The sequence below is a fragment of the Acidimicrobiia bacterium genome, from assembly GCA_036271555.1.
In the GTDB taxonomy this organism is placed as follows: domain Bacteria; phylum Actinomycetota; class Acidimicrobiia; order IMCC26256; family PALSA-610; genus DATBAK01.
Genome location: DATBAK010000026.1, coordinates 109,347 through 133,879, shown reverse-complemented (window position 1 = coordinate 133,879; position 24,533 = coordinate 109,347). Strand labels below are relative to the sequence as shown.

The following is a 24,533-nucleotide window of genomic DNA, read 5'->3' as shown; positions in this document are numbered from 1 at the left end:
CAGACCCGCCGTGAGAACCACGTGAGGATCCGTCAAGCCAGGTCGCGCAGCCGGAACGCGGTCGCCGCGCCGAGCAACAGGGTGAGCGCGACCGCGCCGAGGAAGACGCCCGCGCCGATGACCGACCGGCCCGGGATGTCGCCGCCGTTCTGCCCCGACACCATCACGATCGCGTTGCCGAGCAGCAGCCACCGTCGCCAGCTGCGCAGCGAGCTCCCGACGATGTTCTCGAGCACGATGATGTACGCGAACCCGACGCCGAGCGCGGCCGCGGTATTGCGACCGAGCGCCGCGATCGCGAAGCCCATCCCCGCGGCCATCGTCGACAGCAGCGCGCCGCGCCACACGATGCCGGCGTAGGTCGCGAACGTCGGGTCGCCTGCGTGGGCCGGCGCGCCGTGGGCGACGATCGCGGGCACCATCGCGAGCCCGACGAGTGAGAGCAGCCCGAGCCCGAGCACCAAGATGCTGCCGAGCAGGGTGAGGGCCTTGGCGCTCAGGAGCCGCAGCCGGCGGGTCTCCCACGTGAGCATCGTCGTCATGCTGCGCGACGCGAACTCGGCTCCGACGAGCGACGCGCCGAGCGCCCAACCGAGGATCGCGAGCACGCCCGCCGATCCCTGGAGGATGCCCTTCATCCGGTACGCGTCGAAGCGCGGGTCGTGCACCGTGATCGGACGATCGGGGAGACACACGCGCGCGACCGGGTCGGGGATCTCGCCCTTGGCCGACACGCCGTGCGCGGCGAGGCATTCGCGCGCGTGCTCGTTCTGCGCGTGACGCGCCAGCGTTGCCGCGTGCAAGCGATGCGCGTAGGTCGAGCTCGGAATCGAGTGGCTCGTCGTGAACGCGATCACGCCGCCGACGACGATGCCGACGATGCAGAGCGCGAGCGTCGCGCGCACGAGTCGCCGCGCGAACATGCGACGCAGCTCGGCGCGCAACAGACGGGTCATGACCGGGCCTCGCCCGTGAGCGCGAAGAAGGCGTCTTCCAAGGTGGCCTCGACGGGCCGCAGCTCGCTCGGGTACAGGCCGTCGGCGACGAGCACGCGCGCCACGGTCTCGCCTTGGTCGGGTTCGACGTCGACGCGCACGTAGCCGTCGTCGACGCGCGCGGCGAGCCCCGCGGCGGCGAGCGAGCGGGTGCCGCCGTCGAGATCGCGTACCTTCACCCACATCGACTTGGGTCGCGCGGCCGCCAATACCTCGTCGATCGGACCTTCGATCACGGTCCGGCCGGCCGCGAGGATCGCGACCCGGTCGCACACCTGCTCGATCTCGCCGAGCAAGTGGCTCGATAGGAACACGGTGCGGCCTTCGGTGCGCAGGTCGCGCACGAGCTCACGGATCTCGCGAATGCCCGCCGGGTCGAGGCCGTTCGCGGGCTCGTCGAGGATCAGCACCTCGGGATCCTTCAGCAACGCGATCGCGAGCCCGAGGCGCTGGCGCATACCGAGCGAGTAACCGCGCGCGAGATCGTCGGCGCGGGTAGCAAGACCGACGCGCTCGAGCGCATGGTCGACCTGCGTCCGTCCGAGTCCTGCGCTCGTCGCGAGCACAGTGAGCGCCTGCCGGCCGGTGAGGCCCGAGTTCAAACCGGGTGTCTCGACGAGCGAGCCGACGCGGGCGATCACGGTCGGCAGCGCGCGCGGCGCGTCCGCGCCGAGGAGCCGGCAGCTTCCGGCGGTCGGCCGGGACAGCCCGAGCAGACACCGGATCGTCGTCGTCTTGCCCGCGCCGTTGGGCCCGAGGAACCCGTAGACACCGCCCGCCGGAACCGAGAGGTCGACGCCGTCGAGCGCGCGGAAGCGTCCGCTCCGCCGCCGGTACGTCTTGGCGAGCCCCTCCACTTCGATGACCGCGCCCACCGCGCTCACCACTCGTGCCGTGTCGTTCGCATGGTCCGCATTGTCGGGCGACGCGGCGCGCCCGACCATCGGGGATCACCCTGAGGCGATGTCAGGGACTCGTCGTGCTCGCGCGGCGTCGACGAGCGCGCTCACCGCGACCGCGGCGAGCAGCACGAGCGCGGGCTCCGCGATCGCGCGGTTGCGCACCGATCCGCTCGCGAGGACCGACGTCGCGCTCGCGAGCAGGCACGGGACGAGGAGAAGCCACAAGGTGAACCGGTCGCGCCGCCGCCAGAGGACGACGACACCCGCGAGCGCGACGAGCGCGATCGGATAGAACGTCGCGAGCGTCGCCCACGACACCGCGCGCTCGCGATTCTCGCCCTCGCTGTAGCTGACCATGTCGGCGGGACGGTAGAGATCCCACGTCCGCCCGATGCGGGCCGCGAGCACGAGCGGCACGCGCCGTTCGTGCTGCTCGATGTAGTGGAACGCGCGAGTGCGGTACGCGTGCTCGACTTCGCTCTCGTCGCCGAGCTTCGCCTGGGCCGCCTGCGTGTCGAGACAGGGTGCCGAGGTCCACAGCCCGATCGTCGGCCCGTAGTAGCCGGGGTCGCAGTTCGCGCCCGCGAGCGTGGTGCCCGAGTTGGTCGAGATGATCACCGGGTCGTGGAAGCGCGTCAGGTTGAACACCGCCCATGGCCCGACGACGAGCGCGCCCCCCGTGACGATCAGCGCGAGTGCGCCGGCGACGGCTCTCGCGCCGCGGTCGCGCCGCGTCCACGCGACCGGAATCGCGAGCAACGGCAGGAGCAGGACGAGCTCTTGGCGCGCGAGCGCGGTGAGTCCGCAGAGGATGCCGAGCGCGAGCAACGTCGTCGGTCGCGCGCGCGTGCGACATCGCCACGCGAGCAACAACGCGCCGAGTAAGCACAGGCGCGCGAGCGGCTCTGCGAACAGCAGTCCGTCGGGTACCCACATCGCCGGATAGAGCGCTGCGATGAGCGCGGCGAGCAGACCGACGCGGTCGCCGCCGACGCGCCGTCCGAATAGACCGACGAGCAGTACGACGAGCGTGCCGATGATCACGACCGCGCCTCGTTGCTCGCGCACGTGCGTCTCGAGGTGGGCGCCGAGGATCGTGCGCGGTGACGCGCTCAACGTCGACAAGGGGAGATGCTCGAACGCGAACGACGTCGCCGCGAGCACGAACACCTGTAGCGGCGGGTGGTCGGCGAGCTTCGTGTGGTCGGGCGGGCCCGACTCGAAGAAGTGCCCGTGCGACACGAGGTCGGCGGTCGTGCTGTACCAGTACTGGTCGTTCAGGAAGCCGGGGCCGCCGAGGCACTCGCTCGGCACCTCGGCCTGCACGACCCCGGCGTAGACGGCCGGGCACGGGCCGCGCTTGGCGGCGACGACGTAGCCGACGCGTATACCGAGCGCCAGGAGCACGATCGCGGCCAGGCAGAGGCCGAACCGCCGCCCGGGCGCCCCGTCCCCTTGCCGCATGCCCGCACACTACGGGCGCACCTCGGCAGGACCCGTGGACCGGCGCTTTCGGACGGGTGTCGCCGTTTCGCCGATACCTCAAGCGGATACGGGCCCCTGCCGATTCGGACGAGGTGGAACAAGCAGGGCGGGGAAACCGTCGGCGCCGCGCGGCGTCGGCGCTGGTCGTCGGTTTGCTCGCGGCCCTGGCCGCGGCGGGCTGCACACGTGGTGACGCCGCGCCTCGGGGCACGCTCGTCGCCGTCCACGAGTGGGACTTCAAGCTGACGACGACGCGGGTGCTCGTTCCCGCGGGTCTCGTCACGTTCCGGATCCACAACACCGGTCCGTCGACGCACGAGCTCAACGTCGACCGCACCGACATCGCAGCCGACGCGCTGCCGCTACGTGGCGACGGGCTCTCGGTGAACGAGGACTCGAAGCGGCTGACGAACATCGGCGGCCTCGACGACATCCGCATGGACACGACCCGCGAGCTCACACTGCGGCTCTCGCCTGGTCACTACGTCCTGTACTGCAACCTCGAAGGTCACTACCTCGGGGGCATGTACGCGATCGTGCAGGTGCAGTAGTGGAGATCGACGCCGCGCGCACGCGCTTCGGGCGGATCGTGCGAACGGTTGCGCGCCAGAGCCGCATCGTCGTGATCATCACCGCGTTCGTGATCGTGATCTCGTCGATGGTCGGGTACAACGCGCTCGCGCTGTCGCACGAGCGCGGCACGCCGCTCATCGTCGACGTGACCTCGCGCCAGCGCGCGTTCGTCGAGAGCTACATCAAGGACGTCACCCTCAAGCTCGACGGTCAGGCCGCGGATCCGAGCGAGGACGCGGAGGCGCTCAAGCTGACCGCGAACTCGCTCCTCCACGGCGGCGACGTGCCGTCGCCGCAGGGCGGCCTCGACGACCTCGTGCCCGTGCCGCCACCCGCGAGCCCGGCGATCCGGGTGAAGCTCGCGCACGAGCAGGACCTCATCCATCAGCTGGTCGACCAGGGCACGACGCTGCTCACGATCGGTCACAACAGCCCGTCGTACCAGCCGACGCTCTTCCTCATGCGCGTCACCGGCGCGCAGCTCTCGAGCGTCACCGGCGACGTCGCCGGCGAGGAGGCACTCGTCGCGCACGAACGGCTGAGCCGGCTCGTCACGATCGAGCTCGCGCTCGGTCTGCTCGGCGCGCTCGCCGCGGTCGGCATGGGCCTGCTGTTGTGGCTGTCGGCGCGCAAGCAGTCGGCGCGCTTCCGCTCGCTCGTGCACAACTCGCTCGACCTCATCACGGTCGTCGACGACCACTCGATCGCGCTGTACCAGAGCCCGTCGTCGACGCGTGTCGTCGGCTACGAGCCCGCCGATGTGCTCGGCACGAAGCTCACCGATCTGCTGCACCCGAACGACAAGACGCGTGTCATCCAGGCGTTCGCCGACATCTTCGACCGTCCCGACGAGACCGCGGCGGTCAAGTTCCGTTTGCGTCACCGTGACGGAACGTGGGTGACGATGGAGGGCACCGTCCTCAACCTCGTGCACGACGCGACCGTCGGCGGCTTCGTCGTGAACTCGCGCGACGTGACCGAGCGCGACCGCGTCGAAGCGGAGCTTGCAGCCGCGCGCGACTCCGCACTCGACGCGTCGCGCATGAAGTCGCAGTTCCTCGCGTCGATGAGCCACGAGATCCGCACGCCGATGAACGCGGTGATCGGGCTGACCGAGCTCCTCCTCGACACGCCGTTGACCTCGGAGCAGCGTCGTTACGCCGGTGGGGTGGGGACCGCGGCCGACGGCCTGCTCGGCATCATCAACGACATCCTCGACTTCTCGAAGGTCGAGGCGGGCAAGCTCGAGGTGGAGGCCGTCGACCTCGACCTCGGGATGCTGCTCGAGGACGTCGTCGGACTCTTCGCCGAGACCGCGCAGTCGCGCGACCTCGAACTGCTCGTGCACCGCCACGTCGGCCTGCCCACCGCGTTGCGCGGCGACCCGACCCGGCTGCGGCAGGTGCTCGTCAACCTCATGTCGAACGCGGTGAAGTTCACAGCGGAGGGCGAGGTCGTGCTCGCGGCGTCGCTCGTGCGCGACGACCCGCAGACCGCGGTCGTGCGCTTCGAGGTGTCCGACACCGGCCTCGGCATCGCACCCGAGGACCAACTGCGCATGTTCGACGCGTTCTCGCAGGCCGACTCGTCGACGACGCGTCGCTTCGGTGGAACCGGACTCGGCCTCGCGATCGTGCGTCAGCTCGTCGAGCTCATGGGCGGGCACCTCGGTCTCGACAGCGAGGTCGACCGCGGCAGCACGTTCTGGTTCGAGCTGCCGCTCGAGAAGCAGGACGCGGTCGAGCTGTCGACGGATCCGCAGATCCGCGACCTCAGCTCGCTGCGCGTGCTCGTCGTCGACGACAACGCGACCAACCGTTTGATCCTGCACCAGCAGCTCGCGTCGTGGGGCATGGATTCCGACGAGGAGCCGAGCGCGCCCGCTGCGCTCGCGCGCATGAAGACGGAGCACGTCGGTGGTCGTCGGTACGACATCGTGGTGCTCGACCTCAACATGCCGGAGATGGACGGCCTCGAGCTCGCGCGCCTCATCAACAACGACACCGACCTCGCCGAGGCGAAGCTGTTCCTGCTGAGCTCGTCGGGCAAGGTGAGCGCGCAGGTGGCGAGCGAGTTCCGTCTGAGCGGCGCGCTCGCCAAGCCGGTGCGCCAGTCGGAGCTGTTCGACTGCCTCGTCGCCGGGCTCGAGGGCACGACCGACTTCAGCGGCGGCCCCGCACCCACGACGACCCGGTCGCGCCCCGACGCGGTGCGGCGCAGCGGTCACATCCTGCTCGTCGAGGACAACGCGATGAACCAGCTCGTCGCGACGAAGATCCTCGAGAAGATCGGCTACTCCGTCGACGTCGCCGAGAACGGTCACGTCGCGCTCGCGCAGATCGATGCGAACGTGTACGACGCGGTGCTCATGGACTGCCAGATGCCGGAGATGGACGGCTACGAGGCGACGCGCCAGCTGCGCCGCCGCGAGCTCGACCGCGGTGGTCGCGAACACCTCACGGTCGTCGCGATGACGGCGGCCGCGATGGACGGCGACCGCGAGCGTTGCCTCGCCGCCGGCATGGACGACTACGTCACGAAGCCCGTGCGCGCGTCCGCGGTGGACGCGGTGCTCGCGCGCTGGATCGCCGAACCCGGCGACGCGCCGGCGGACGCCGAAGTCGAACCGCCCGAAGCCGATTTCCCGCTCGACCCGGCTCGCCTCGCGATGCTGCGTGAGCTCGACGGCGGCGACGGCTCGCTCATCAGCGCGGTCGTGTCGGAGTTCGTCGGCGACTCGACCCGTCAGATCGTCGCGGTCACCACCGCACTCCGCCACGGCGACTCCGAGGTCATCGAGCGCGCGGTGCACACGCTGCGCGGCGCGAGCGCGAACCTGGGTGCCACGACCCTCGCCGATCTCTGCGGTGAGCTCGAGGCCTTGGCCCGCGCGTCCGCGCTGGGCATGGCGCCCGAGGTGCTGGACTCCATCCGTTCCGAGCACACCCGCGTGTGCTCGGCACTCGACGCGGTCTTCGTGCAGGCGTGACGATGAAGGTCCTCGTTGCCGACGACGAGACGACGAGCCGCATCCTCGTCCGGCGCGCGATCGAGCGCCTCGGCCACGAGTGCGAGGTCGCGCCCGACGGCGTGACCGCCTGGGGAATGCTCCAGGCCGGCGACTTCGACGTGCTCATCACCGACTGGATGATGCCGGGACTCGACGGACCCGAGCTCTGCCGCCGCGTGCGCGCGTCGGCGAGCGACTCGTACACGTACATCCTCATGACGACGTCGCTCAGCGGTGCCGCCGATGTCATCAAGGGCATGCAGGCGGGTGCGGACGACTACCTCGTGAAGCCGGTGGATCCGTTCGCGCTCGAGACGCGGCTCATCGCCGCGCAGCGCGTCACCGAGCTGCATCACGAGCTCTCGACCGCGAAGCTCTCCCTCGCCAACCTCGCGCGCACCGATCCGCTCACCCAGCTCAGCAACCGGTTGCGGTTGCACGAGGACCTCGTCGCGGTGCACGAGCGGGCGCGCCGTTCGCAGCGGCCGTTCACCGTCGCGCTCTGCGACCTCGACGGGTTCAAGGCGTACAACGACACGTACGGTCATCTTCGTGGCGACGAGGTGCTGCGCGCGGTCGGCCACACGATCGCGCAGCACAGCCGCGCCGGCGACGGCGCGTACCGCTACGGCGGCGAGGAGTTCCTCGTGTTGCTGCCGGAGGACACGCCCGAGGGCGCGCTCGTCGGCATGGAGCGGCTGCGCGCCGCGATCGAGGCGCTCGCGATCCCGCACGCGGGCCGGCGCCCGCCGGGCATCGTGACGATCAGCATCGGGATCGCGTCGTGGCACCCGACGCTCGACGAGACGGTGCCACAGGTGCTCGAGGCCGCCGACGTCGCGCTGTACGCCGCGAAGCAGCACGGTCGGAACCGCGTGGTCGCGCCGGGCGTCGACACCGCGTCGGTGTTCGTGCGCGACATCTAGATCAGTCGTTCACGCGACGAGCTGTCGGACGCGCTCACGGGTTCGTTCGCGATCCCGTCCTGCCTGCGTGAGGATCGGCGGGGGATGCGTGCGCGGTGTCGTCGTGCCGCGGAGCCGACCGTCGGGGTCGTAGAACGAGAGCTCGCCGTTCGGGTCGCCGGTCACCGTCCAGCCGCCTTCGTGGATCAGCCGATGGTGGCCGCGGCCTTTGCACGCCGCGAACCCGTTGTCGACATCGGTCGCCCCGCCGTGCTCGAAGAAGCGCGCGTGGTGGGCTTCGCAGTCGTCGGGGCGGGCAGCGCATTCGGGGAAACGGCAGCCGCCGTCGCGCGCCATGATCGACCGGTACTGGCTGGGCGTGAACGTGCGCGTCGTGCGACCCATGGCGAGCGGCACACCCTTGGCGTCGACCACGAGGATCTCCGAGATCGAGTCGCACGCGATCCGGAGAAGCGTCTCCGGCGAGACTCGGTTGCCGTCGAGCGTGCCGCAGAGTCCGACCGCCTCGCCGCTGAGCGTGTCGACGCCGACGACGTAGATCACGTGCGGCCGGTTCGTGCCCCGCGGCTGGTCGTCGAGGTAGTGGCGGAAGATCTCGGCCATCGCGTCGGACCGCTGCTGCGCCGGCGTCCGGGGATCGCCGGCGGCGTGCGCGCGGACATAGCTGCGTTTCAGAGCTTTTTCGATGATCTCCGCGTCTTCCGTGTCGAAGGTTCCGTCGAGGACCCCGACGCCGCCGACCGTGCGAGAGAAGCGGACGGCGCGTCGATCGTGGTCGACGTCGCAATCGTTCGCGCCGTCGCGGTCGAGGTCGTTGTCGAGGGCGTCGCGCCACTGTTTGCCGACGTTCGCGACGTCGTCGGGTCGGCCCGCGCACGCCACGTCGACGAGTTGCGGCTCGAAGACGGCGAACGGCGCGTCGGCGCCGGCCGCGCTGCGCACCTTCGTCAGCGCGGCGACGTGCGAGGTCCCGATCGCGCCCCGTTCCCACGCCATGCGTGCGATCGGCATCGCGGCGATCTGGCGCGCGACCTTCACGCGGTGGTGTGCCTCACCGCTGGTCGCTCGCGTGTGCGCGGCGAGCCATCCGGCGGCGGAGCGGGCGCCGTCGACCGACCACTCCGCGGCGACGTCGAGCTCGGCCAGCCGCCGGGCGAACTGCGCATCGAGCCGCGCCAGCTCGCGCCACAAGTCGGCCAGCACCGCGCGCTGCGACAGACCGTCGACGTCCTCCGCCGCGAGCTCGTCGATCGCCTCCCGCAACCGTTCGACCGCCCGCGACACCATGCCGTCAGCCTACACGAACACACGTTCGATTACCAGCTGAAAACGCAATGAAAACAGCCGCGATGCTCGCTACCACCGCACGTGGGTGCTGCACGGAGGGCTTCACGAAACGCGATCTCGCGCCTTGCGACACTCTCTAGACTCCGCGGCGATGCAACCGCTCGTGGACGGACCGATCCCGTTCCCGACTCCCGACGTCGAGAACCGTCAGCCCCCGGTTCGTGAAGAGGTCGAGCTGACGATGCGCAGCGTCGCGACCGCGGTCGCGCCCGGTGGTCACCCGAGCGGTCTGACGCCCGTGCAGCGCGCAGTGCTGAACGCGCTCGTCGAATCGATGACCGGTGTGGTCGTCGAGGCGACGGCCGGCGAGCCGGTCGGTCCCGACGAGTTCGGCGAGTCGATGCGCTACCGCAGCGCGGAGTTCCGCATTCGCATGGTCCAGATGATGTTGCTCGCGGAGCTGCTGCTCGTGCCGTTGCCGCCCGATGTCCCCGAGCGCGTCGAGGGCTACGCCAAGCGGCTCGGCGTGTGCGATCAGCTCATGCACGTCGCGCGGCGGCTCTCGCACGGCTCGCTCGGGCTCGCGCTCATCGACTTCCAGCGCTCCGGCTACTTCCGCAAGATCGTCGAACGCCCGCCCGACCACCTCCACACGACGACCGCGCTCACCGATGCGTGGCAGCGCGCCTGTCACGACCCGGACCTCCGCGCGCGCTGGGCCGCGCTCGCGCGGTGTCCCGAGGGCTCGCTCGGGCAGGGCGTGTGGCGCTTCTACACGGCTCGCGGCTTCACGTTTCCGGGTGATCGCGAGAGTGCGCCGCCGATGCTCGCGCAGCACGACTGGGTGCACGTGCTCGCCGACTACGGCTCGACGGTGGAGTGCGAGATCGAGGTGTTCGGCCTCATCTCGCGCTGTAACGACGACCCCGGGGCATTCTCGTTGCTCGCGATGGTGCTCGGTCTGTTCGAGACGGGCTACTTCTTCGACGCCGCGAACGGCTTCTTCGAGTACGACCGGGGACACATCTCGCGCGACCCCGAGCACATGGCCACGCGCCTGGCGGACGCGATGTATCGCGGTGCCAAGCTCGCGTGGCACCTCGACGACCACGGCCGCAGCGACGAGACCGATCTCCTCGCGACGGATTGGTTCGCGTACGCAGACTCGCCGATCGACGACGTGCGCGCCGATCTCGGTTTGCTGCCGAAGTCGCTGCACGCGATCGAGTGCGGTTCCGTGAGTCCGTGGGAGGCCGGCGGCATGTCGCCCTTCCAGTACGCACACGGCCAGGAGCTCGCCGCGTTGGAAGGCCGCCTGTACGACTCGTTCGGCGCGTCTCCGACTGTCGCGTAGTCGCCGACCGTTTTCGTGACGCACGCGCTCGTCGTCGGCGGCACCGGCCCGACCGGCGTGCCGCTCGTGCGGGGTCTCGTCGAGCGCGGCTACGAGGTCACGATCGTCCATCGCGGTACGCACGAGCGCGCGGAGACCCCTGAGAACGTCGTCCACCTGCACCACGATCCGTACACCGACGAGGGTCTGCACGCGGTGTTCGACGGCGCGACCTACGACGTCGTCGTCGCGATGTACGGGCGGTTGCGCCGCATCGCCGCGCGCTCCGAAGGCCGTTGCGGGCAGTTCGTGTCGGTGGGCGGTGTGCCCGCGTACCGCGGCTGGATGAACCCGTTCGTCGACGACGGCGTGCCGATACCCGTCGACGAACAGGCGCCGACCGCCGGAATCGACGACGGCGACGAGAAGGGCTACCGCATCGCGCGCACCGAAGAAGCGGTGTTCGCGCACCACCCGACCGCGGCGCACTTCCGCTATCCGTACGTGTACGGCCCGTACCAGCTCGCGCCGCGTGAATGGCTCGTCGTGCGCCGCGTGCTCGACGGTCGCGATCGCATCATCGTTCCCGACGAGGGACTCACGCTGCACCACCACGGCTACACCGAGAACCTCGCGCACGCGCTCCTGCTCGCGATCGACCGGCCCGACGCCGCGGCAGGGAAGATCTTCAACTGTGGTGACGAAGAGGTGCTGTCGATCCGCCAGGTGATCGACGTCGTCGCGGGCGCGCTCGACCACGAGCTGGAGATCGTGTCGATGCCGTACGAGCTCGCGGTGCCGGCACGGCCGCTGTTGACCCAGCCGCTTCCGACCCACCGCGTGCTCGACCTGACGCGGCTGCGGCACCATCTCGGCTATCACGATGTCGTACCGGCGCGCCGCGCGCTCGCGCACACCGCGCGCTGGTTGGCCGAGCATCCGTGCGAACCCGGGGGGATGGAGGAGATGGTGCTCACCGATCCGTTCGACTACGCGGCCGAGGACGCGCTGATCGCGTCGTGGCGCGCCGCGCGCGCGTCGGTCGACATGCCGACGTTCACGGTCGAGCCCGGCTACGGACTCGCGTACAGCGGTCCCGGCGGTCGGGAGCGCACGAGCTCGGAGTTCGAACAATGAGCCGGCCAGGCGCAGACTGCAGGCGCGGTCGCAGTGCAACCGTCTCGCGGCGTCCGGACCGAGCGCCGGAGGTCGGAGCCGCATGAGGATGGAGCGAGTGCGACCATGAGAACGGACCGACCGCTCGACGGCGTGAAGATCGTCGACCTCTCGATCGCGCTCACCGGGCCCTACGCGGTCGCGCTCCTCGCGGATCAGGGTGCGGAGGTGATCAAGGTCGAGCGCCCGGGCTTCGGCGACATCGGGCGCTACGTCGGAGTGGCGGTGAACGGCATGAGCGCGCTCTACCAGGCGTGCAACCGCGGCAAGCGCAGCCTCGCCGTCGACGCGCACGCGCCCGATGGCCGCGACATCGTGCGCGCGCTCGCGGCCGACGCCGACGTGTTCGTGCAGAACTTCCGGCCGGGAGTGGTCGAGCGCCTCGGCATCGGTCCCGACGACCTGCGCGCCGCGAACGACCGCTTGGTCTACGTGTCGCTCTCGGGCTTCGGCCCCGTCGGCCCGTACGCGCACAAGGGCGCGTACGACACCGTCATCCAGGCCTACGGAGGCTTCGCCGCGAACCAGGCCGCCGCGGGCACGAACACGCCGCAATTCCTCAACCAGACCGCGGCCGACAAGGTCACCGCGCTCTACGCGGCGCAGGCGATCACGGCCGCGCTCTTCGCGCGCGAGCGCGGTGCGGGCGGCACCCACCTCCAGATGACGATGCTCGACGCGGTCGTGTCGTTCCTCTGGGCCGACGCAGCCGGGAACGAGCTGCTGCTCGATGCCGACCGCAGCCGCCCGTCGAGCTTCGTGCAGAACTTCCGGCCGTTTCGCTTCCTCGACGGGTGGGGGATCTGCACTCCGACGTCGGACGCGAACTTCGCGGGCATGTGCCGCGCGTTCGACGTCGGCGGCTACGACGATCCGCGCATCGCGACGATCGTGGAGCGCATGCAGCATCGCGAGCTCACCGGGAAGATCATGGAGCAGTGCTACGCGTCGGCCGCGACGATGACGACCGCCGCCGCGATCGGCGCGCTCGAGGCGGAACAGGTGCCCTGCGGGGTCGTCGTCGCGCCCGACGAGCTCGCGAGCGATCCGCACGCACAGGCGATCGGACTGCTCGTCGACTCCGAGTCGCCGGTGGTCGGCCGCATGCGCCAGCCGCGGCACCCCGCGCAGTTCGGTGAGCACCGACCCGAGCTCGGCGGTCCCGCACCTGCGCTCGGGGCAGATACCGACGCGGTGCTCGAGGAGATCGGATACGGACCGCGCATCGCCGAGCTGCGCGCCGCGGGGGTCGTGGCGTAGGTCGCACGGCACCGGACGCGCTCGCGGCCATCCCGCGTTCGGAGCGGCGAGCGCGACCCGCGATCACGTGACCGTCAGCGTGCCGTGCATGTTCGAGTGGATCTTGCAGTGGAACTTGTAGGTGCCGGTCGCCGGGGCCATGAACGTCGCGGTCTGGCCGGCCTTGATCTGCACGTCGAAACTCTTGCCGTCGTCGGCGGTCACCGTGTGCGTCACGGAGTCGTTGTTCGCGACGGTGATCGTGTTGCCCGCGCTCGCGGATCCCGTCGTGAACACCTGGTTCTTGATCGAGATCGTGTCGGACTTGCCGGAGCCGCTGCTCGCACCGGCCTTGTTGCCGCTGCTCCCACACGCGGAGAGCGCGATTGCGAGCGCGGCGACGGCGGCGAGAGTGGCGATGCGGCGGGGGAGTGTCGTGAGCATGCTGCGACATACGCAGTGGAACCGAACGGGGTTCAGGAGGTCTTAGGCTGAACGCATCACGCGGGCACTCCGAATGACCCGCCGACCTGCCGATCATGCCCTCGAAACCCCCGGGAGGGCCCGTGTTCATCGACGGCTCTGTCCATCAGCTGCCGGACATCGATCAGAGCGAGACGACCGAATGGCTCGAGTCGCTCGACGCGATCATCGACATCAAGGGTCGCTCCCGCGCGCACTACCTCCTCGCGCGTCTCATGGAGCGCGCGCGGGAGAAGGGCGTCGGCGTCCCCGCGATGGTGCAGACCGACTACATCAACTCGATCGCGCCCGAGCAAGAGCCGTGGTTCCCGGGTGACGAGTACATCGAGCGCCGCATCCGCGCGTTCATCCGTTGGAACGCGGTCGCGATGGTCGACCGCGCGAATCACCGCTTCGACGGCCTCGGTGGTCACCTCTCGACCTACGCGTCCGCGGCCGCGCTCTACGAAGTCGGCTTCAACCACTTCTTCCGCGGCAAGGCCGACGGCGGCGCCGGCGACCAGATCTACGTGCAGGGTCACGCCGCGCCCGGCATCTACGCACGCGCCTTCCTCGAAGGCCGCCTCACCGAGGACCAGCTCGACAACTTCCGACGCGAGACCACGGGTCACGGCCTCCCGAGCTACCCGCACCCGCGGCGCATGCCCGACTTCTGGGAGTTCCCGACCGTCTCGATGGGCCTCGGCCCGCTCTCCGCGGTCTACCAAGCCCGCTTCAACCGCTATCTGCTGAACCGCCGGCTCGTCGACACGAGCAAGGCGCGTGTGTGGTGCTTCGTCGGCGACGGCGAGATGGACGAGCCCGAGGCGATGGCCGCGCTCTCGCTCGCCGCGCGCGAGCGCCTCGACAACCTCATCTTCGTCGTCAACTGCAACCTGCAGCGGCTCGACGGACCCGTGCGCGGCAACGGCAAGGTGATCCAGGAGTTCGAGTCGAGCTTCCGCGGCGCGGGTTGGAACGTCTGCAAGGTGATCTGGGGTAGCGCGTGGGACGAGCTGCTCGCGCGTGACGTCGACGGTGTGCTCGTGAACAAGATGAACACGACGGTCGACGGCGAGTTCCAGAAGTACGCGGTCGAGTCCGGCGCGTACATCCGCGAGCACTTCTTCGGTCCCGACCCGCGGTTGCGCCAGATGGTCGAGCACCTCAGCGACGACGATCTGCAGAAGCTGCCGCGCGGTGGTCACGACTACCGCAAGCTCTACGCGGCGTACAAGACGACGGTGGAGAACGAGGGCGCGCCGAGCGCGATCCTCGCGAAGACGATCAAGGGCTGGACGCTCGGTCCCGACTTCGAGGCCCGCAACTCCACGCATCAGATCAAGAAGATGACGATCGCGGAGCGCAAGGAGTTCCGCGACCGGCTGCACATCGACTTCACCGACGAGCAACTCGGCGAGGACGTGCCGCCGTACTTCCACCCCGGCGAGGACTCGCCCGAGTACAAGTACCTGATGGAGCGCCGGCGCGCGCTCGACGGCTACCTGCCCGAGCGGGTCGTGCGGGCCAAGACGTTCGTGATGCCGAAGCCCGAGATCATCGAGCCGTTGCTCGCGGGCACCGGCGAGAAGATCCAGGCGTCCACGACGACCGCGTTCACGCGGCTGCTCAAGATCCTGCTGAAGGAACCGGAGTGGGGCGCGCGCGTCGTGCCGATCATCCCCGACGAGGCGCGCACGTTCGGTATGGACGCGCTGTTCAGCGACTTCAAGATCTACGCGCCGTTCGGGCAGCAGTACGAGCCGGTCGACGCGGGGCTGTTGCTGTCGTATCGCGAGGCGAACAACGGCCGCATCCTCATGGAGGGGATCACGGAGGCCGGCGCAATGGCGTCGTTCACCGCGGCGGGCACCGCGTACTCGACGTGGTCGTATCCGATGATCCCGTTCTTCACGTTCTATTCGATGTTCGGGTTCCAGCGCGTCGGCGACCTCATCTGGGCGTTCGGCGACGCGCGCGGCCGCGGCTTCCTGCTCGGCGCGACCGCGGGTCGCACGACGCTCACCGGCGAGGGGCTCCAGCACTGCGACGGTCAGAGCCAGTTGCTCGCGGCCGCGGTACCGAACTGCCGCGCCTACGACCCGGCCTTTGCGTACGAAGTCGCGGTGATCGTGCGCGACGGCATCGAGCGCATGTACGGACCCGAGCCCGAGGACTGCTTCTACTACCTCACGCTCTACAACGAGAACTACTCGCAGCCGCCGATGCCCGAGGGTGTCGAGGACGGCATCGTGCGCGGTCTCTACCGGTACCGCGAGGCACCGGAGGGTGAGCGCGCGCACCGAGCGCAGATCCTCGGCAGCGGCGCGCTGCTCAACGGCGCGCTCGACGCGCAGCGCATGCTCGCCGAGGACTGGGACGTCGCGGCCGACGTGTGGAGCGCGACGTCGTACAAGCTGCTGCGGGAGGACGCGCTCGACTGCGAGCGCTGGAACCGGCTGCACCCGACCGAGCCGCCGCGGACGCCGTACGTCACCGAGCAGCTCGGCGGGACCGAGGGCCCGGTCGTCGCGGTGTGCGATTACGTCAAGCTCGTGGCCGACCAGATCGGCCGCTTCGTGCCCCGGCCGTTCGTGCCGCTCGGCACCGACGGCTACGGCTTCTCCGACGTCCGCACCGCGTTGCGCCGCCACTTCGAGGTCGACGCCGCGCACATCGTCGTCGCCGTGCTCGACGCGCTCGCGCAGCAGGGGGACGTGAAGGCCGAGACCGTCGAAGAGGCGATCCGCCGCTACGAGCTGGATCCCGAGGCGACCGACCCCAGACTCACCTGAGCTCGACCCGGCCGGTGCCGGTCGGGTCGGCGAAGCCGCAGGTCAGGGGCTAGTTGCCGGCCTGGTGGTCGGGGTCCCAGTCCTCTTCTTCGTCCTCGAAGTCGTCGTCGTCCTCGTCGACGGCTACCGAGCCGTCGTCCAGGACATCGGCGAGCGTGGCGTCGCGCTCCTTGAACAGGCCGTCGTCGTAGCCCTGCTTGAGCTCGCGTGCCTCCCGAAAGCGGCGTGCTCGTCCTTTTCTGGCCACGTCGTCACCTGCCTGTTTCTCGTGCGCACATTCTGCCGCACCGGGCGACACCCATGTGCGAGGTACGGGGGCGTTTTGCCCGTCAGCCGGGGTTGCGCCCTCCCCAGTGGTCGTGGTGGACCTGGGCGCGGATCGGACCGGTCGGCTCGGCGTGGGCGCTCGGGTCGCGGGGCCAGCCCATCGGCACCACGGCGACGGCCGTCACCGAGCCGGGCAGGCCGAGTGTGCGCCGGGCCTGCCACTGCGACCAGATGGGCAGCGTGGTGATGGTGGCGCCGAGGCCGATCGAGTGTGCGGCGAGGAGCAGGTTCTCGAGGGCCGGGAAGACCGAGCCGTAGTAGCGGGCCGCGTTGAAGGCCGGAAAGATCGGCCGCGAGCCGTGGACGCAGGCGACGACGACGACCGGCACGTCCTCGAAGTGGTCCGCCTCCCACTGGCGGGCCGCGATGCCGCCGGCCCGCCGGAGCTTCAGGAGCCGGCGGTAGATCGCCCAGCCCTGGCGGTAGATCCGGGCGAGCTGGTGCTTGCGGTCGCCGTCGCGGAGCACGATGAACTCGCAGCGGCGCGGCGCGGCGCCGATGGCCTGGGCCGCGAGGTCGAGGCAGAGGAGCACGGTCTCGTCGTCGACGGGATCCTGGCTCAGCGGCACCAGGCCGCGCGGCGTCCGCGCGACGTCGTCGAAGGGACGCCGCACCCGATCGCGAACGAGCTCGTACCCCGGCAAGAGCCCCCCTCGAGCCGCCGTCGTGGCCGGTCAGGGTACCTTCCCGCGCATGGCCGACTCCCTGCTCGAGCTCGTCGCCCGCATCCGAGGCGGCGAGATGTCCGCGGTCGAGGCGGTCGACGACGCGCTCGCCCGCATCGACGCCGCCGACTCCGTGCTCAACGCCTTCTGCGAGCTGCGGGCCGACGACGCCCGCGCCCAGGCGCACGCGGTCGCCGACCGGCTCGCTCGTGGTGAGGCGGTCGGGCCGCTCGCGGGCGTCCCGATCGGCGTGAAGGACCTCGAGGACGCGACCGGTTTCCGCACCACCTACGGCGATCCCGCGCACGCGGCCGATCCGGCGGCGACGCGCGACTCGGTCGAGGTCGCGCGGTTGCGCGCCGCGGGTGCGGTCGTCGTCGGCAAGACGAACACGCCCGCGTACGGCTTCCACGCGGAGACGAACAACCTCGTGTTCGGCCCGACGCGCAACCCGTGGGCGACGAACCGCACGTGCGGAGGATCGAGCGGCGGCTCCGCGGTCGCGGTCTCGAGCTCGATGGTCACGCTCGCGACCGGATCCGACGGCGGCGGTTCGATCCGCATCCCGTCCGAGACGTGCGGCATCTGCGGCTTCAAGCCGACGCACGGTGTCGTGCCGAGCGGTGACGAAGCCGCGCCGACGTGGGGTCACCTCTCCACGCGCGGTCCGATGGCGCGCACGTTCCCGGAGATCGCGCTCGCGCTCGACGTCGTGAAGGGCATCTCGACGCGCGACCTGCTCTCGTTCGACCTCGAGGGATCGTTCGCCGACGCGGCGGCGCGCGCATCGGTCGACGGGCTTCGCATCGCGTGGTCCCCGACGCTCGGCTACGCGCGCCCCGACGCGGAAGTGATCGCGCGTTGTGAAGCCGCGTTGCGCGAGCTCGAAGCGCACGGCGCGCGCGTCGTCGAGACCGTCGAGCAACCGTTCACCGTGGCGCCGACCGGGCCGTGGGCGCTCCGCGCGGCCGCGGGATCGTGGGCCGCGATCGCGACCGACGACCCGCAGTGGCGTGAGCGGTTCCTGCCCGAGGCGATCTTCATCCCGCAGTTCGGCGAGCACCTCACCGGCGTGCAGGTGCACGAGGGCGACGTGGGCGCGCACGAGGCGAACCTGCGGCTCGCCGAGCTGTGGGAGCGCGTCGACGTGCTCGTGACTCCGGGCATGGCGACGGTTCCTCCGCGCATCGGCGAGCTCAGCCCGTACGGCGGCGGCTGGGCGGCCGATTACACGCTGCCGTTCAACCTCGTGCGCGCGCCGGCCGCGGTCGTGCCGGCGGGCTTCGTCTCCGACGACGGTGACTCGCTGCCGATCGGTTTGCAGATCGTCGCGCCGCGCGGCGCCGACCTCGCGTTGATGCGCGTCGCCGCAGCTGCGGACGCGGCGCTCGGGTTCAGCGCGCAGCGGCCGCCGGCACCGGTCGCGAGCTGAGCCTGCGCCAGAGCGCGCGGTAGCTGCGGTACTCCAGGCCGTCGGTCACGTAGCCCGAGTCGATCAACGTGCGGTGGTAGCGCGGCAGGTTGTGCATCGGGATACCGGAGTCGACGTGGTGCGCGAGATGCCAGCCGATGCAGTACGGCACCAACGCGAAGCGCGCCAACGGCGACTGGTGCACGGAGTGCGTCGTGTTGCGCCGGTCCGACGAGCGCTCCATGCCGCCGTGCTCCGCGATCGAGCGAAGCCGGTTGATCACGCGCCACACGGTGAGGTGGGGGAGCAGCCAGAGGAACAGGTACAGCCACGGGTGACCGAGCGCGATCGTCGCCGCGAGCAGTACGAGTTGCACGCCGACGATGCGGCGAGCCTGACCGCGCACCGCGGCGTCCTTCGACACGGCACCGCGCAGCAGACCCTTGAGGAGCTTGAACCCGGTCTGACCGGTCGCGTCGCGCACGAGCTTGCGGCGCAGCGAGTCGCGCGAGATCGGGTAGCCGCGATACAGCGGGATATCGGGCTCGTTCGGGCCGAATTCGTCACGGTGATGATTCATGTGACCGCGGCGGTAGAGGTCGATCGGCGTGAACTGCGGGAAGCCGAGCAGCCACCGCCCGACCCAGTCGTTCACGCGGCGGTTGCGGAACAGCAGCCGGTGCGCGGCCTCGTGCATGAGTGCCGCGAGCTGCGCGTTGGCCCGACCCATCAGCAGGAACGCGGCGACCCAGGCGAACGGGTTGTCGAGACGGATCGCGAGCCAGACGATCCCGATCGTCTGCACGAAGACGGACGCGACGCTCACCGCGTTGCGGAGCGAAGGGATGCGGCGCAGGTCTTCGCGCAACGCGGGTGCGGGTCGACCGTTCGGGAGGACCGCGTCGCCGTGCGGCTCGGTGAGGAGCTCGGGGTCGGGGACCATCGTCGTCGCCACGAACGCCGATGTTACACTTTCGGAACGCATGACGCCACGACGTAACACCGCGGTGGGCGGCGCCGGGGCCGACGATCTGCTCGAGCGGCCGCTCGCTGCCCGGTCGGTGATCGGGAGCCTGCTGCTCGGGGTGCATCCGCCCCGGCTGCCCGGCGGCCGGATCGTCGACTGGTGCACCCGCTTCGGGATTGCCGAGGGCACGGCACGCGTCGCGCTGAGCCGGATGGTCGACCGGGGCGAGCTCGTGTCTGCCGACGGCACGTACGAGTTGGCCGGACGCGTGCGCGAGCTCCAGCCCGCGCAGGACTGGAGCCTCGATCCGAGGCCGCGGCGGTGGCGGGGCGGATGGCGTTTCGCGGTCGTCGATGCTTCGGCGCCGCGTGACCCCGCGGCTCGCAATGCGTTCCGGCAGTCGATGCGCAGGGTGCGGTTCGCAGAGCTGCACGAGGGCGTCTGGACGCGGCCCGACAACCTGCCCGCCGAGGCCGCGCCTGCGGAGGCCTGGGCGACGGTCGGGTCACAGTGCACGTGGTGGACGGCGACGCCCGACGACGACGGGGCCGAGCTCGCGCAGCGATTGTTCGCGCCCGACGAGTGGGCCGCGCGCGCCCGCGTCGTGTCGGAGCGGATGGCTGCGCTGACCGCCCACCTCGAAGCCGGCCACGACTCCGCCCTCGCGCCGGGCTTCGTCGCGGGCGCGGCCGCGCTGCAGCACGCGCGTCGCGACCCGATCCTGCCTGCCGACCTGGTGCCCGCAGACTGGCCGGGCAAGGACCTGCGAACCGGATACGCGCGGTTTCAGCGTGCGTTCGCGACCGCGCTGACGGCCACCATGAGCCGCTAGCACGGAGTGTTCGCGCCGGATCGGCCGGGTCGCAGCGCGGCCCGGCGGCGCGGGAGGCTGCGGCGTCAGGAGCGGCGAGCGGAGCGAGCGCGACCGCAAGCTCGGTACCCTGCGACCATGCCGTTCGATGTCGCTGCGCTCCTCAATCAGGTCGACGCGGTGCTGCCCGACGTCGTCACGATGCGTCGTCGCATCCACCGCCATCCCGAGCTCGGGCTCGAGCTGCCGCAGACGCAGCAGGCCGTGCTCGACGCGCTCGCGGACCTGCCGGTGTCGGTGCGCACGGGCAAGGCGCTCACGTCGGTCGTCGCCGACCTCGAAGGCGGCGCGGGCGCGGGTCCGACGATCCTCTTGCGCGGCGACATGGACGCGTTGCCGATGCCCGAGGACACCGGCGTCGACTTCGCGAGCGAGATCGACGGCACGATGCACGCCTGCGGTCACGACGCGCACACCGCGATGCTCGCGGGTGCTGCTCGCGTCCTGTCCGATCGCCGCAACGAGTTCGCCGGGCGCGTGCGCTTCATGTTCCAGCCCGGTGAAGAGGGCTTCCACGGCGCGAAGTTCATGATCGACGAGGGCGTGCTCGACGACCCGCGCGTCGACGCGGTGTTCGGGCTGCACGTCACTCCGAACGCGCCGGCAGGTGTCGTGTCGAGTCGCGGTGGAGCGATCATGGCCGCGCCGGACGTGCTCGGCATCCGCGTGCGCGGCAAGGGCGGTCACGCGTCGAGCCCGTACCTCGCGAACGATCCGATGCCGGTCGCGGCGGAGATCGTCACGGCGCTGCAGGTGTTCGCGACGCGGCGCATCGACACGTTCGATCCCGTCGTCATCACGATCACGAAGATCCGCGCGGGCACCACGAACAACGTCATCCCCGAGGAAGTCCTGATGGAAGGGACGCTGCGTTCCGTGTCGGAGCGCAGCCGCAAGATCGCACTCGAGGGGATCGCGCGGATCGTGCACGGCATTGCGGGCGCGCACGAGATGGACGCGTCGTTCGAGAACGTCGAGGGCTACCCGGTGACGATCAACGACCCCGACTTCGTGCGCTTCACCGAGTCGGTCGCGAAGCGGTTGCTGGGTGAGCAGGCGTACCTGGAGATGCCGGCACCGGTGATGGGCGCCGAGGACTTCTCGTACCTGCTCCAGCGCCGCCCCGGCGCGTTCGCCTTCCTCGGTGTGTGCCCTCCGGACCACAAGCCGACCGACGCGCACGCCTGCCACTCGAACCGCATGACGATCGACGAGTCCGCGCTGCGCAGCGGCGTCGGCATGTACTGCGCGACTGCGCTGTCGTTCCTCGCCGGCGACGCCGCGATGCTCTCGAACGCCTGATCAGCTCTTCAGGATCCACTCGCTCATCGTGTGGACGCGGGTGACGTCGAGGTCGAGCAGGGTCGCGATGTGCGTGAGCATCGTCGACATGTTCGTCTTCATCTGTTCCTCGTCGCCGGCGCCGCAGTAGAAGCGCATCGGGTCGGTGAGGTCGTCGATCGTCGGCCACGCCTCCTCGACGATGCCGAGGTACGGCGGCGCGTCCGGCGTGATCGCGCGTGCGACCGAGTTGCGCACGTAGCGCGCACGCGGCTGGATCTCCTCCGACATCGGCGACTGGCGCGTGTGCCAGAAGTGCATCCATTCCTCGTACTCGGTCCCGCGCTTCTGCTGCAGCAGCGTGACCGTGAGGATGCCGGGCGAACGCGTGCCGTCGGCCCAGTCGCGCGCGCCCGACCATGGGTTGCCGCCGTAGTCGGTGTACATCGACTCGGTGACCAGATAACCGGCGAGGCGCGTGCTGTGCGCGCGCAGGAGTTCCTCGAACGGATCGCGCCGGTCGTACGCGTCGAGCCACAGCGACACGACCGCGCGCACCGGCGACTCGTCGTCGGGCAGGGGCAGTGGCGGCGGCACCTGCGCGCCGGTGTCGTCGGCGTCGATCGTGAGCCCGCACGGCCCGAGCGCGAGCAGTTTCGGCGCGAGATCGGCGAGCAGCAGCTGCTCGGTCTCCTCGGGAAGCTCGGCGTCCGGCGTCCACAGGAGGTACATCAGCTTCTCCACGGGCGCGGACGCTATCTTGGGCGCTCCCTATGGGGGCGGTTAGCTCAGCTGGTTAGAGCGCGTCGTTCACACCGACGAGGTCGGAGGTTCGAGTCCTCTACCGCCCACCGAGTGCGTCAGTGGAACGAGTTCGTGTAGGTGATCGTGAAGGTGCCGGTCGAGCCGGCGGTGTACGGGCTGATGCCGACGCTGCCGATCCCGGCTTGCTCGGCCGTGGGAACGAAGTAGACCTGCGTGTCCGAGCCGTTCTTGAGGTAGTAGGTGCCGTTGATCAGGCCGCCGTTCGCGTCGTACACGCCCATCGCCAGCGCGGCGGCGTCGTTCGGATGGATGAACGTGTTCGTGATCAAGATGTCGGCGGGCTGACCGGCCTTGATCCGGAACGAGTAGAGCACGTGCTGGCCCGCGAACTTCAGGTTGCCGGCCACGGGCTTGGCGAGGGTCAGGCGCCGCTCGGAGTCGGCGGCGTAGGCGAGCGTGAACTTGCCCGTCGTCTCGTAGTTGTACGGCGTGATCACGACGTGCGTGAGCCCGGCTTGCGCGGCTGTCGGTGTGTAGTCGATGGAGTGCGTCTGCCCCGTGTAGAACTGCACGCCGGGCGCGACGCGCACGCCGTCTGCGCCGAAGACGTCCAACGTCATGCCCTGGAACTGCGGCACGAAGTTCCCGTTGAACGCGGCGACGGTCACGTGCTGACCCGCGACCGCAGTGAAGGTGTAGTCGGCGTGCTGGCCGCCGAACCGGAGGTTCGGGCGCACGGCGGTGCCCGACGCGAGCGTGCCGGTGAGATCGCGGGCCATCGTGAGCGTGAAGCTTCCGGTCGCGCCCGCGTTCCACGGTCCGATCACAACGGTCGTCGGTCCCGCTTGGGCGGCCGTCGGTGTGAAGTCGATCTCGTGGTTCTGGCCGGTGAAGATCTGGATGCCGGGGACATCGGCGTCGCCGTGTGAGTCGTAGGCGCTCAGGGTCAGACCGCTGGACTCGGGTGTGACGCTCACATTGGTGGCGGCGAGCGTGACGTGCCGACCCGCGACCGCCTTGAACGTGTAGCTGACGCCGTCGGGTGTTCCCATCACGCCGTTGACCGGGTGGTGGTTCTTGAGCACGCCACCGTTGACGGGCGCGGCGAGCGCCGGCGAAGCGAGCGCGATCGGCCCCACGACGATCACCAACAGCGCGGCCGTGGCCACGACGAACGAACGCTTCACCGACATGAGACCTCCTGGCCCGATCGACCGACCGATTCCCGGGCCGGACGCTACTCAGCGGTGCGGAAGTCCTGGAGGTAGACGGGCGCGAGCGTAGGTGGAACGACGAGCGCGTGGAGCAGGCCGCTCGACAGTGAGGTCGCGTCGATGCCTTCGCCCTCGCCCTTCAGGAAGCCCTGCGAAACCAGCGCGTCGACGTGGCCGGTCTCGAGATCGACGCGGTAGAGCTCCTTGTGGGCGTCGTCGGTCGAGAGCCAGGCCGCGCCGTCGGCGATGTCGGCGCCCTGCACCTTGTCGACGAAGCGGCTCAGCTTCAGCGGCGCGAGTCGCTTCCAAGCGTGCGCGACGTCGTAACGAAGGAGCGCGCCGCCGCCGAACTGGTCCATCGAATAGGCGATCATCGTCTTCGGGTCGACGGTGACGAACGAGTTCTGATGCTGTTGGAGCACGACCGCGGACTCGAAGCGCAGCGTCCGCGCGTCGTACGTCGCGGTCGCCTGATGGCCGAGCGAATAGTTCGGCTCTTCGTACGGCGCGTAGAGCACATCACCGACGATGTCGATGTCGCCGATGTGGTCGTAGCCCTTCGCCAACCACGTGGGTGGGATCGCGTGCGAGTTGATCGCGGTCTGGTGCAGCGCGCCGTCGGTGTGTGCGAGCCAGCGCGTGCCCGAGAAGACCCAACCGTCGCCGAACCGCGCGAGGCCCTGGCTGTAGATCGGGCTGACCGCGGCGCGGTGTGTCATCCGCGCGACCGGCGGAACGGTCGTGGTCGTCGGTATCGCGACGGCGGACGGCCGGGACCCCGCGGTCGATGACGACGAGCTGCACGCCCCGAGCGCCACCGCGATCGCGAGCGCCACGCCAACCCCTCGC

Annotated in this window: 21 protein-coding genes and 1 tRNA gene; 11 read left to right on the top strand and 11 right to left on the bottom strand. The window is 70.2% G+C overall.

What is annotated here, in order from left to right; genetic code table 11:
- Positions 1 to 32 precede the first annotated feature (32 nt).
- The 3 genes from VH914_08120 to VH914_08110 are packed head-to-tail and all read right to left on the bottom strand — an operon-like array spanning position 33 to position 3,361.
- Positions 33 to 956, bottom strand: coding sequence for an ABC transporter permease subunit (locus VH914_08120; GenBank protein HEX4491154.1), 924 nt, complete (start codon positions 954 to 956; stop codon positions 33 to 35).
- On the bottom strand, positions 953 to 1,939 hold the full coding sequence (locus tag VH914_08115) for an ATP-binding cassette domain-containing protein (GenBank protein HEX4491153.1): 987 nt from the start codon (positions 1,937 to 1,939) through the stop codon (positions 953 to 955). The genes VH914_08120 and VH914_08115 overlap by 4 nt, the downstream gene beginning before the upstream one ends.
- A 6-nt stretch (positions 1,940 to 1,945) precedes the next feature.
- Complete coding sequence (locus VH914_08110; protein ID HEX4491152.1) at positions 1,946 to 3,361, bottom strand: hypothetical protein; 1,416 nt, start codon at positions 3,359 to 3,361, stop codon at positions 1,946 to 1,948.
- A 113-nt stretch (positions 3,362 to 3,474) separates the two neighbouring features.
- On the opposite strand from VH914_08110, the gene VH914_08105 reads away from it, so the two are divergent.
- Genes VH914_08105 through VH914_08095 form a run of 3 tightly spaced genes read left to right on the top strand, consistent with a single transcriptional unit; the run spans position 3,475 to position 7,891 of the window.
- Positions 3,475 to 3,933, top strand: coding sequence for a hypothetical protein (locus tag VH914_08105; protein HEX4491151.1), 459 nt, complete (start codon positions 3,475 to 3,477; stop codon positions 3,931 to 3,933).
- Complete coding sequence (locus VH914_08100; protein HEX4491150.1) at positions 3,933 to 6,944, top strand: response regulator; 3,012 nt, start codon at positions 3,933 to 3,935, stop codon at positions 6,942 to 6,944. Before VH914_08105 ends, VH914_08100 begins: the two co-directional genes overlap by 1 nt.
- Positions 6,945 to 6,946: 2 nt before the next feature.
- Positions 6,947 to 7,891 (top strand): diguanylate cyclase, encoded by a 945-nt coding sequence (locus VH914_08095; GenBank protein HEX4491149.1) that lies wholly within the window; start codon positions 6,947 to 6,949, stop codon positions 7,889 to 7,891.
- A 9-nt stretch (positions 7,892 to 7,900) separates the two neighbouring features.
- Here the strand turns inward: VH914_08095 and VH914_08090 are convergent, their stop codons facing one another.
- Positions 7,901 to 9,178 carry a DUF222 domain-containing protein gene (locus VH914_08090; GenBank protein HEX4491148.1) on the bottom strand — a complete coding sequence of 426 codons (1,278 nt, stop codon included), beginning with the start codon at positions 9,176 to 9,178 and terminating at the stop codon, positions 7,901 to 7,903.
- 151 nt (positions 9,179 to 9,329) lie between these two features.
- Between VH914_08090 and VH914_08085 the strand changes: the two genes are divergently transcribed.
- The 3 genes from VH914_08085 (at position 9,330) to VH914_08075 (ending at position 12,947) form a co-directional block, all read left to right on the top strand.
- Entirely contained in the window at positions 9,330 to 10,532 is a 1,203-nt protein-coding gene (locus tag VH914_08085) for a hypothetical protein (GenBank protein HEX4491147.1), read from the top strand.
- A gap of 15 nt (positions 10,533 to 10,547) precedes the next feature.
- A complete protein-coding gene (locus VH914_08080) occupies positions 10,548 to 11,648 on the top strand; it encodes an NAD-dependent epimerase/dehydratase family protein (GenBank protein HEX4491146.1) in 1,101 nt (366 codons plus the stop codon).
- Positions 11,649 to 11,753: 105 nt separating this feature from the next.
- Positions 11,754 to 12,947 carry a CaiB/BaiF CoA-transferase family protein gene (locus tag VH914_08075; GenBank protein ID HEX4491145.1) on the top strand — a complete coding sequence of 398 codons (1,194 nt, stop codon included), beginning with the start codon at positions 11,754 to 11,756 and terminating at the stop codon, positions 12,945 to 12,947.
- Positions 12,948 to 13,010: 63 nt separating this feature from the next.
- Here the strand turns inward: VH914_08075 and VH914_08070 are convergent, their stop codons facing one another.
- On the bottom strand, positions 13,011 to 13,370 hold the full coding sequence (locus VH914_08070; protein HEX4491144.1) for a cupredoxin domain-containing protein: 360 nt from the start codon (positions 13,368 to 13,370) through the stop codon (positions 13,011 to 13,013).
- Between the two features lie 95 nt (positions 13,371 to 13,465).
- On the opposite strand from VH914_08070, the gene aceE reads away from it, so the two are divergent.
- Complete coding sequence (gene aceE, locus VH914_08065) at positions 13,466 to 16,183, top strand: pyruvate dehydrogenase (acetyl-transferring), homodimeric type (GenBank protein ID HEX4491143.1); 2,718 nt, start codon at positions 13,466 to 13,468, stop codon at positions 16,181 to 16,183.
- 49 nt (positions 16,184 to 16,232) lie between these two features.
- Here the strand turns inward: aceE and VH914_08060 are convergent, their stop codons facing one another.
- Positions 16,233 to 16,481, bottom strand: coding sequence for a hypothetical protein (locus VH914_08060; GenBank protein HEX4491142.1), 249 nt, complete (start codon positions 16,479 to 16,481; stop codon positions 16,233 to 16,235).
- Between the two features lie 31 nt (positions 16,482 to 16,512).
- The gene (locus VH914_08055; GenBank protein ID HEX4491141.1) at positions 16,513 to 17,154 is read right to left on the bottom strand and encodes a nitroreductase family protein; all 642 of its coding nucleotides are present in this window, start codon (positions 17,152 to 17,154) and stop codon (positions 16,513 to 16,515) included.
- Positions 17,155 to 17,203: 49 nt separating this feature from the next.
- Between VH914_08055 and VH914_08050 the strand changes: the two genes are divergently transcribed.
- Entirely contained in the window at positions 17,204 to 18,607 is a 1,404-nt protein-coding gene (locus VH914_08050; protein ID HEX4491140.1) for an amidase, read from the top strand.
- Here the strand turns inward: VH914_08050 and VH914_08045 are convergent.
- Positions 18,570 to 19,541, bottom strand: a complete 972-nt coding sequence (locus tag VH914_08045; protein ID HEX4491139.1) for a fatty acid desaturase family protein — start codon at positions 19,539 to 19,541, stop codon at positions 18,570 to 18,572. The genes VH914_08050 and VH914_08045 overlap by 38 nt on opposite strands.
- A gap of 28 nt (positions 19,542 to 19,569) precedes the next feature.
- Between VH914_08045 and VH914_08040 the strand changes: the two genes are divergently transcribed.
- Both VH914_08040 and VH914_08035 read left to right on the top strand, forming a co-directional pair.
- Complete coding sequence (locus tag VH914_08040; protein HEX4491138.1) at positions 19,570 to 20,385, top strand: PaaX family transcriptional regulator C-terminal domain-containing protein; 816 nt, start codon at positions 19,570 to 19,572, stop codon at positions 20,383 to 20,385.
- Between the two features lie 117 nt (positions 20,386 to 20,502).
- Positions 20,503 to 21,726, top strand: a complete 1,224-nt coding sequence (locus VH914_08035; protein HEX4491137.1) for a M20 family metallopeptidase — start codon at positions 20,503 to 20,505, stop codon at positions 21,724 to 21,726.
- Here VH914_08035 and VH914_08030 read toward each other — a convergent pair whose 3' ends face one another.
- Complete coding sequence (locus VH914_08030) at positions 21,727 to 22,449, bottom strand: hypothetical protein (protein HEX4491136.1); 723 nt, start codon at positions 22,447 to 22,449, stop codon at positions 21,727 to 21,729.
- A 33-nt stretch (positions 22,450 to 22,482) separates the two neighbouring features.
- Here VH914_08030 and VH914_08025 point away from each other — a divergent pair.
- Positions 22,483 to 22,556, top strand: a tRNA-Val gene (locus VH914_08025).
- 9 nt (positions 22,557 to 22,565) lie between these two features.
- Here VH914_08025 and VH914_08020 read toward each other — a convergent pair.
- Both VH914_08020 and VH914_08015 read right to left on the bottom strand, forming a co-directional pair.
- Entirely contained in the window at positions 22,566 to 23,663 is a 1,098-nt protein-coding gene (locus tag VH914_08020) for a hypothetical protein (protein HEX4491135.1), read from the bottom strand.
- Positions 23,664 to 23,707: 44 nt separating this feature from the next.
- Entirely contained in the window at positions 23,708 to 24,520 is an 813-nt protein-coding gene (locus tag VH914_08015) for a hypothetical protein (protein HEX4491134.1), read from the bottom strand.
- Positions 24,521 to 24,533: the final 13 nt, after the last annotated feature.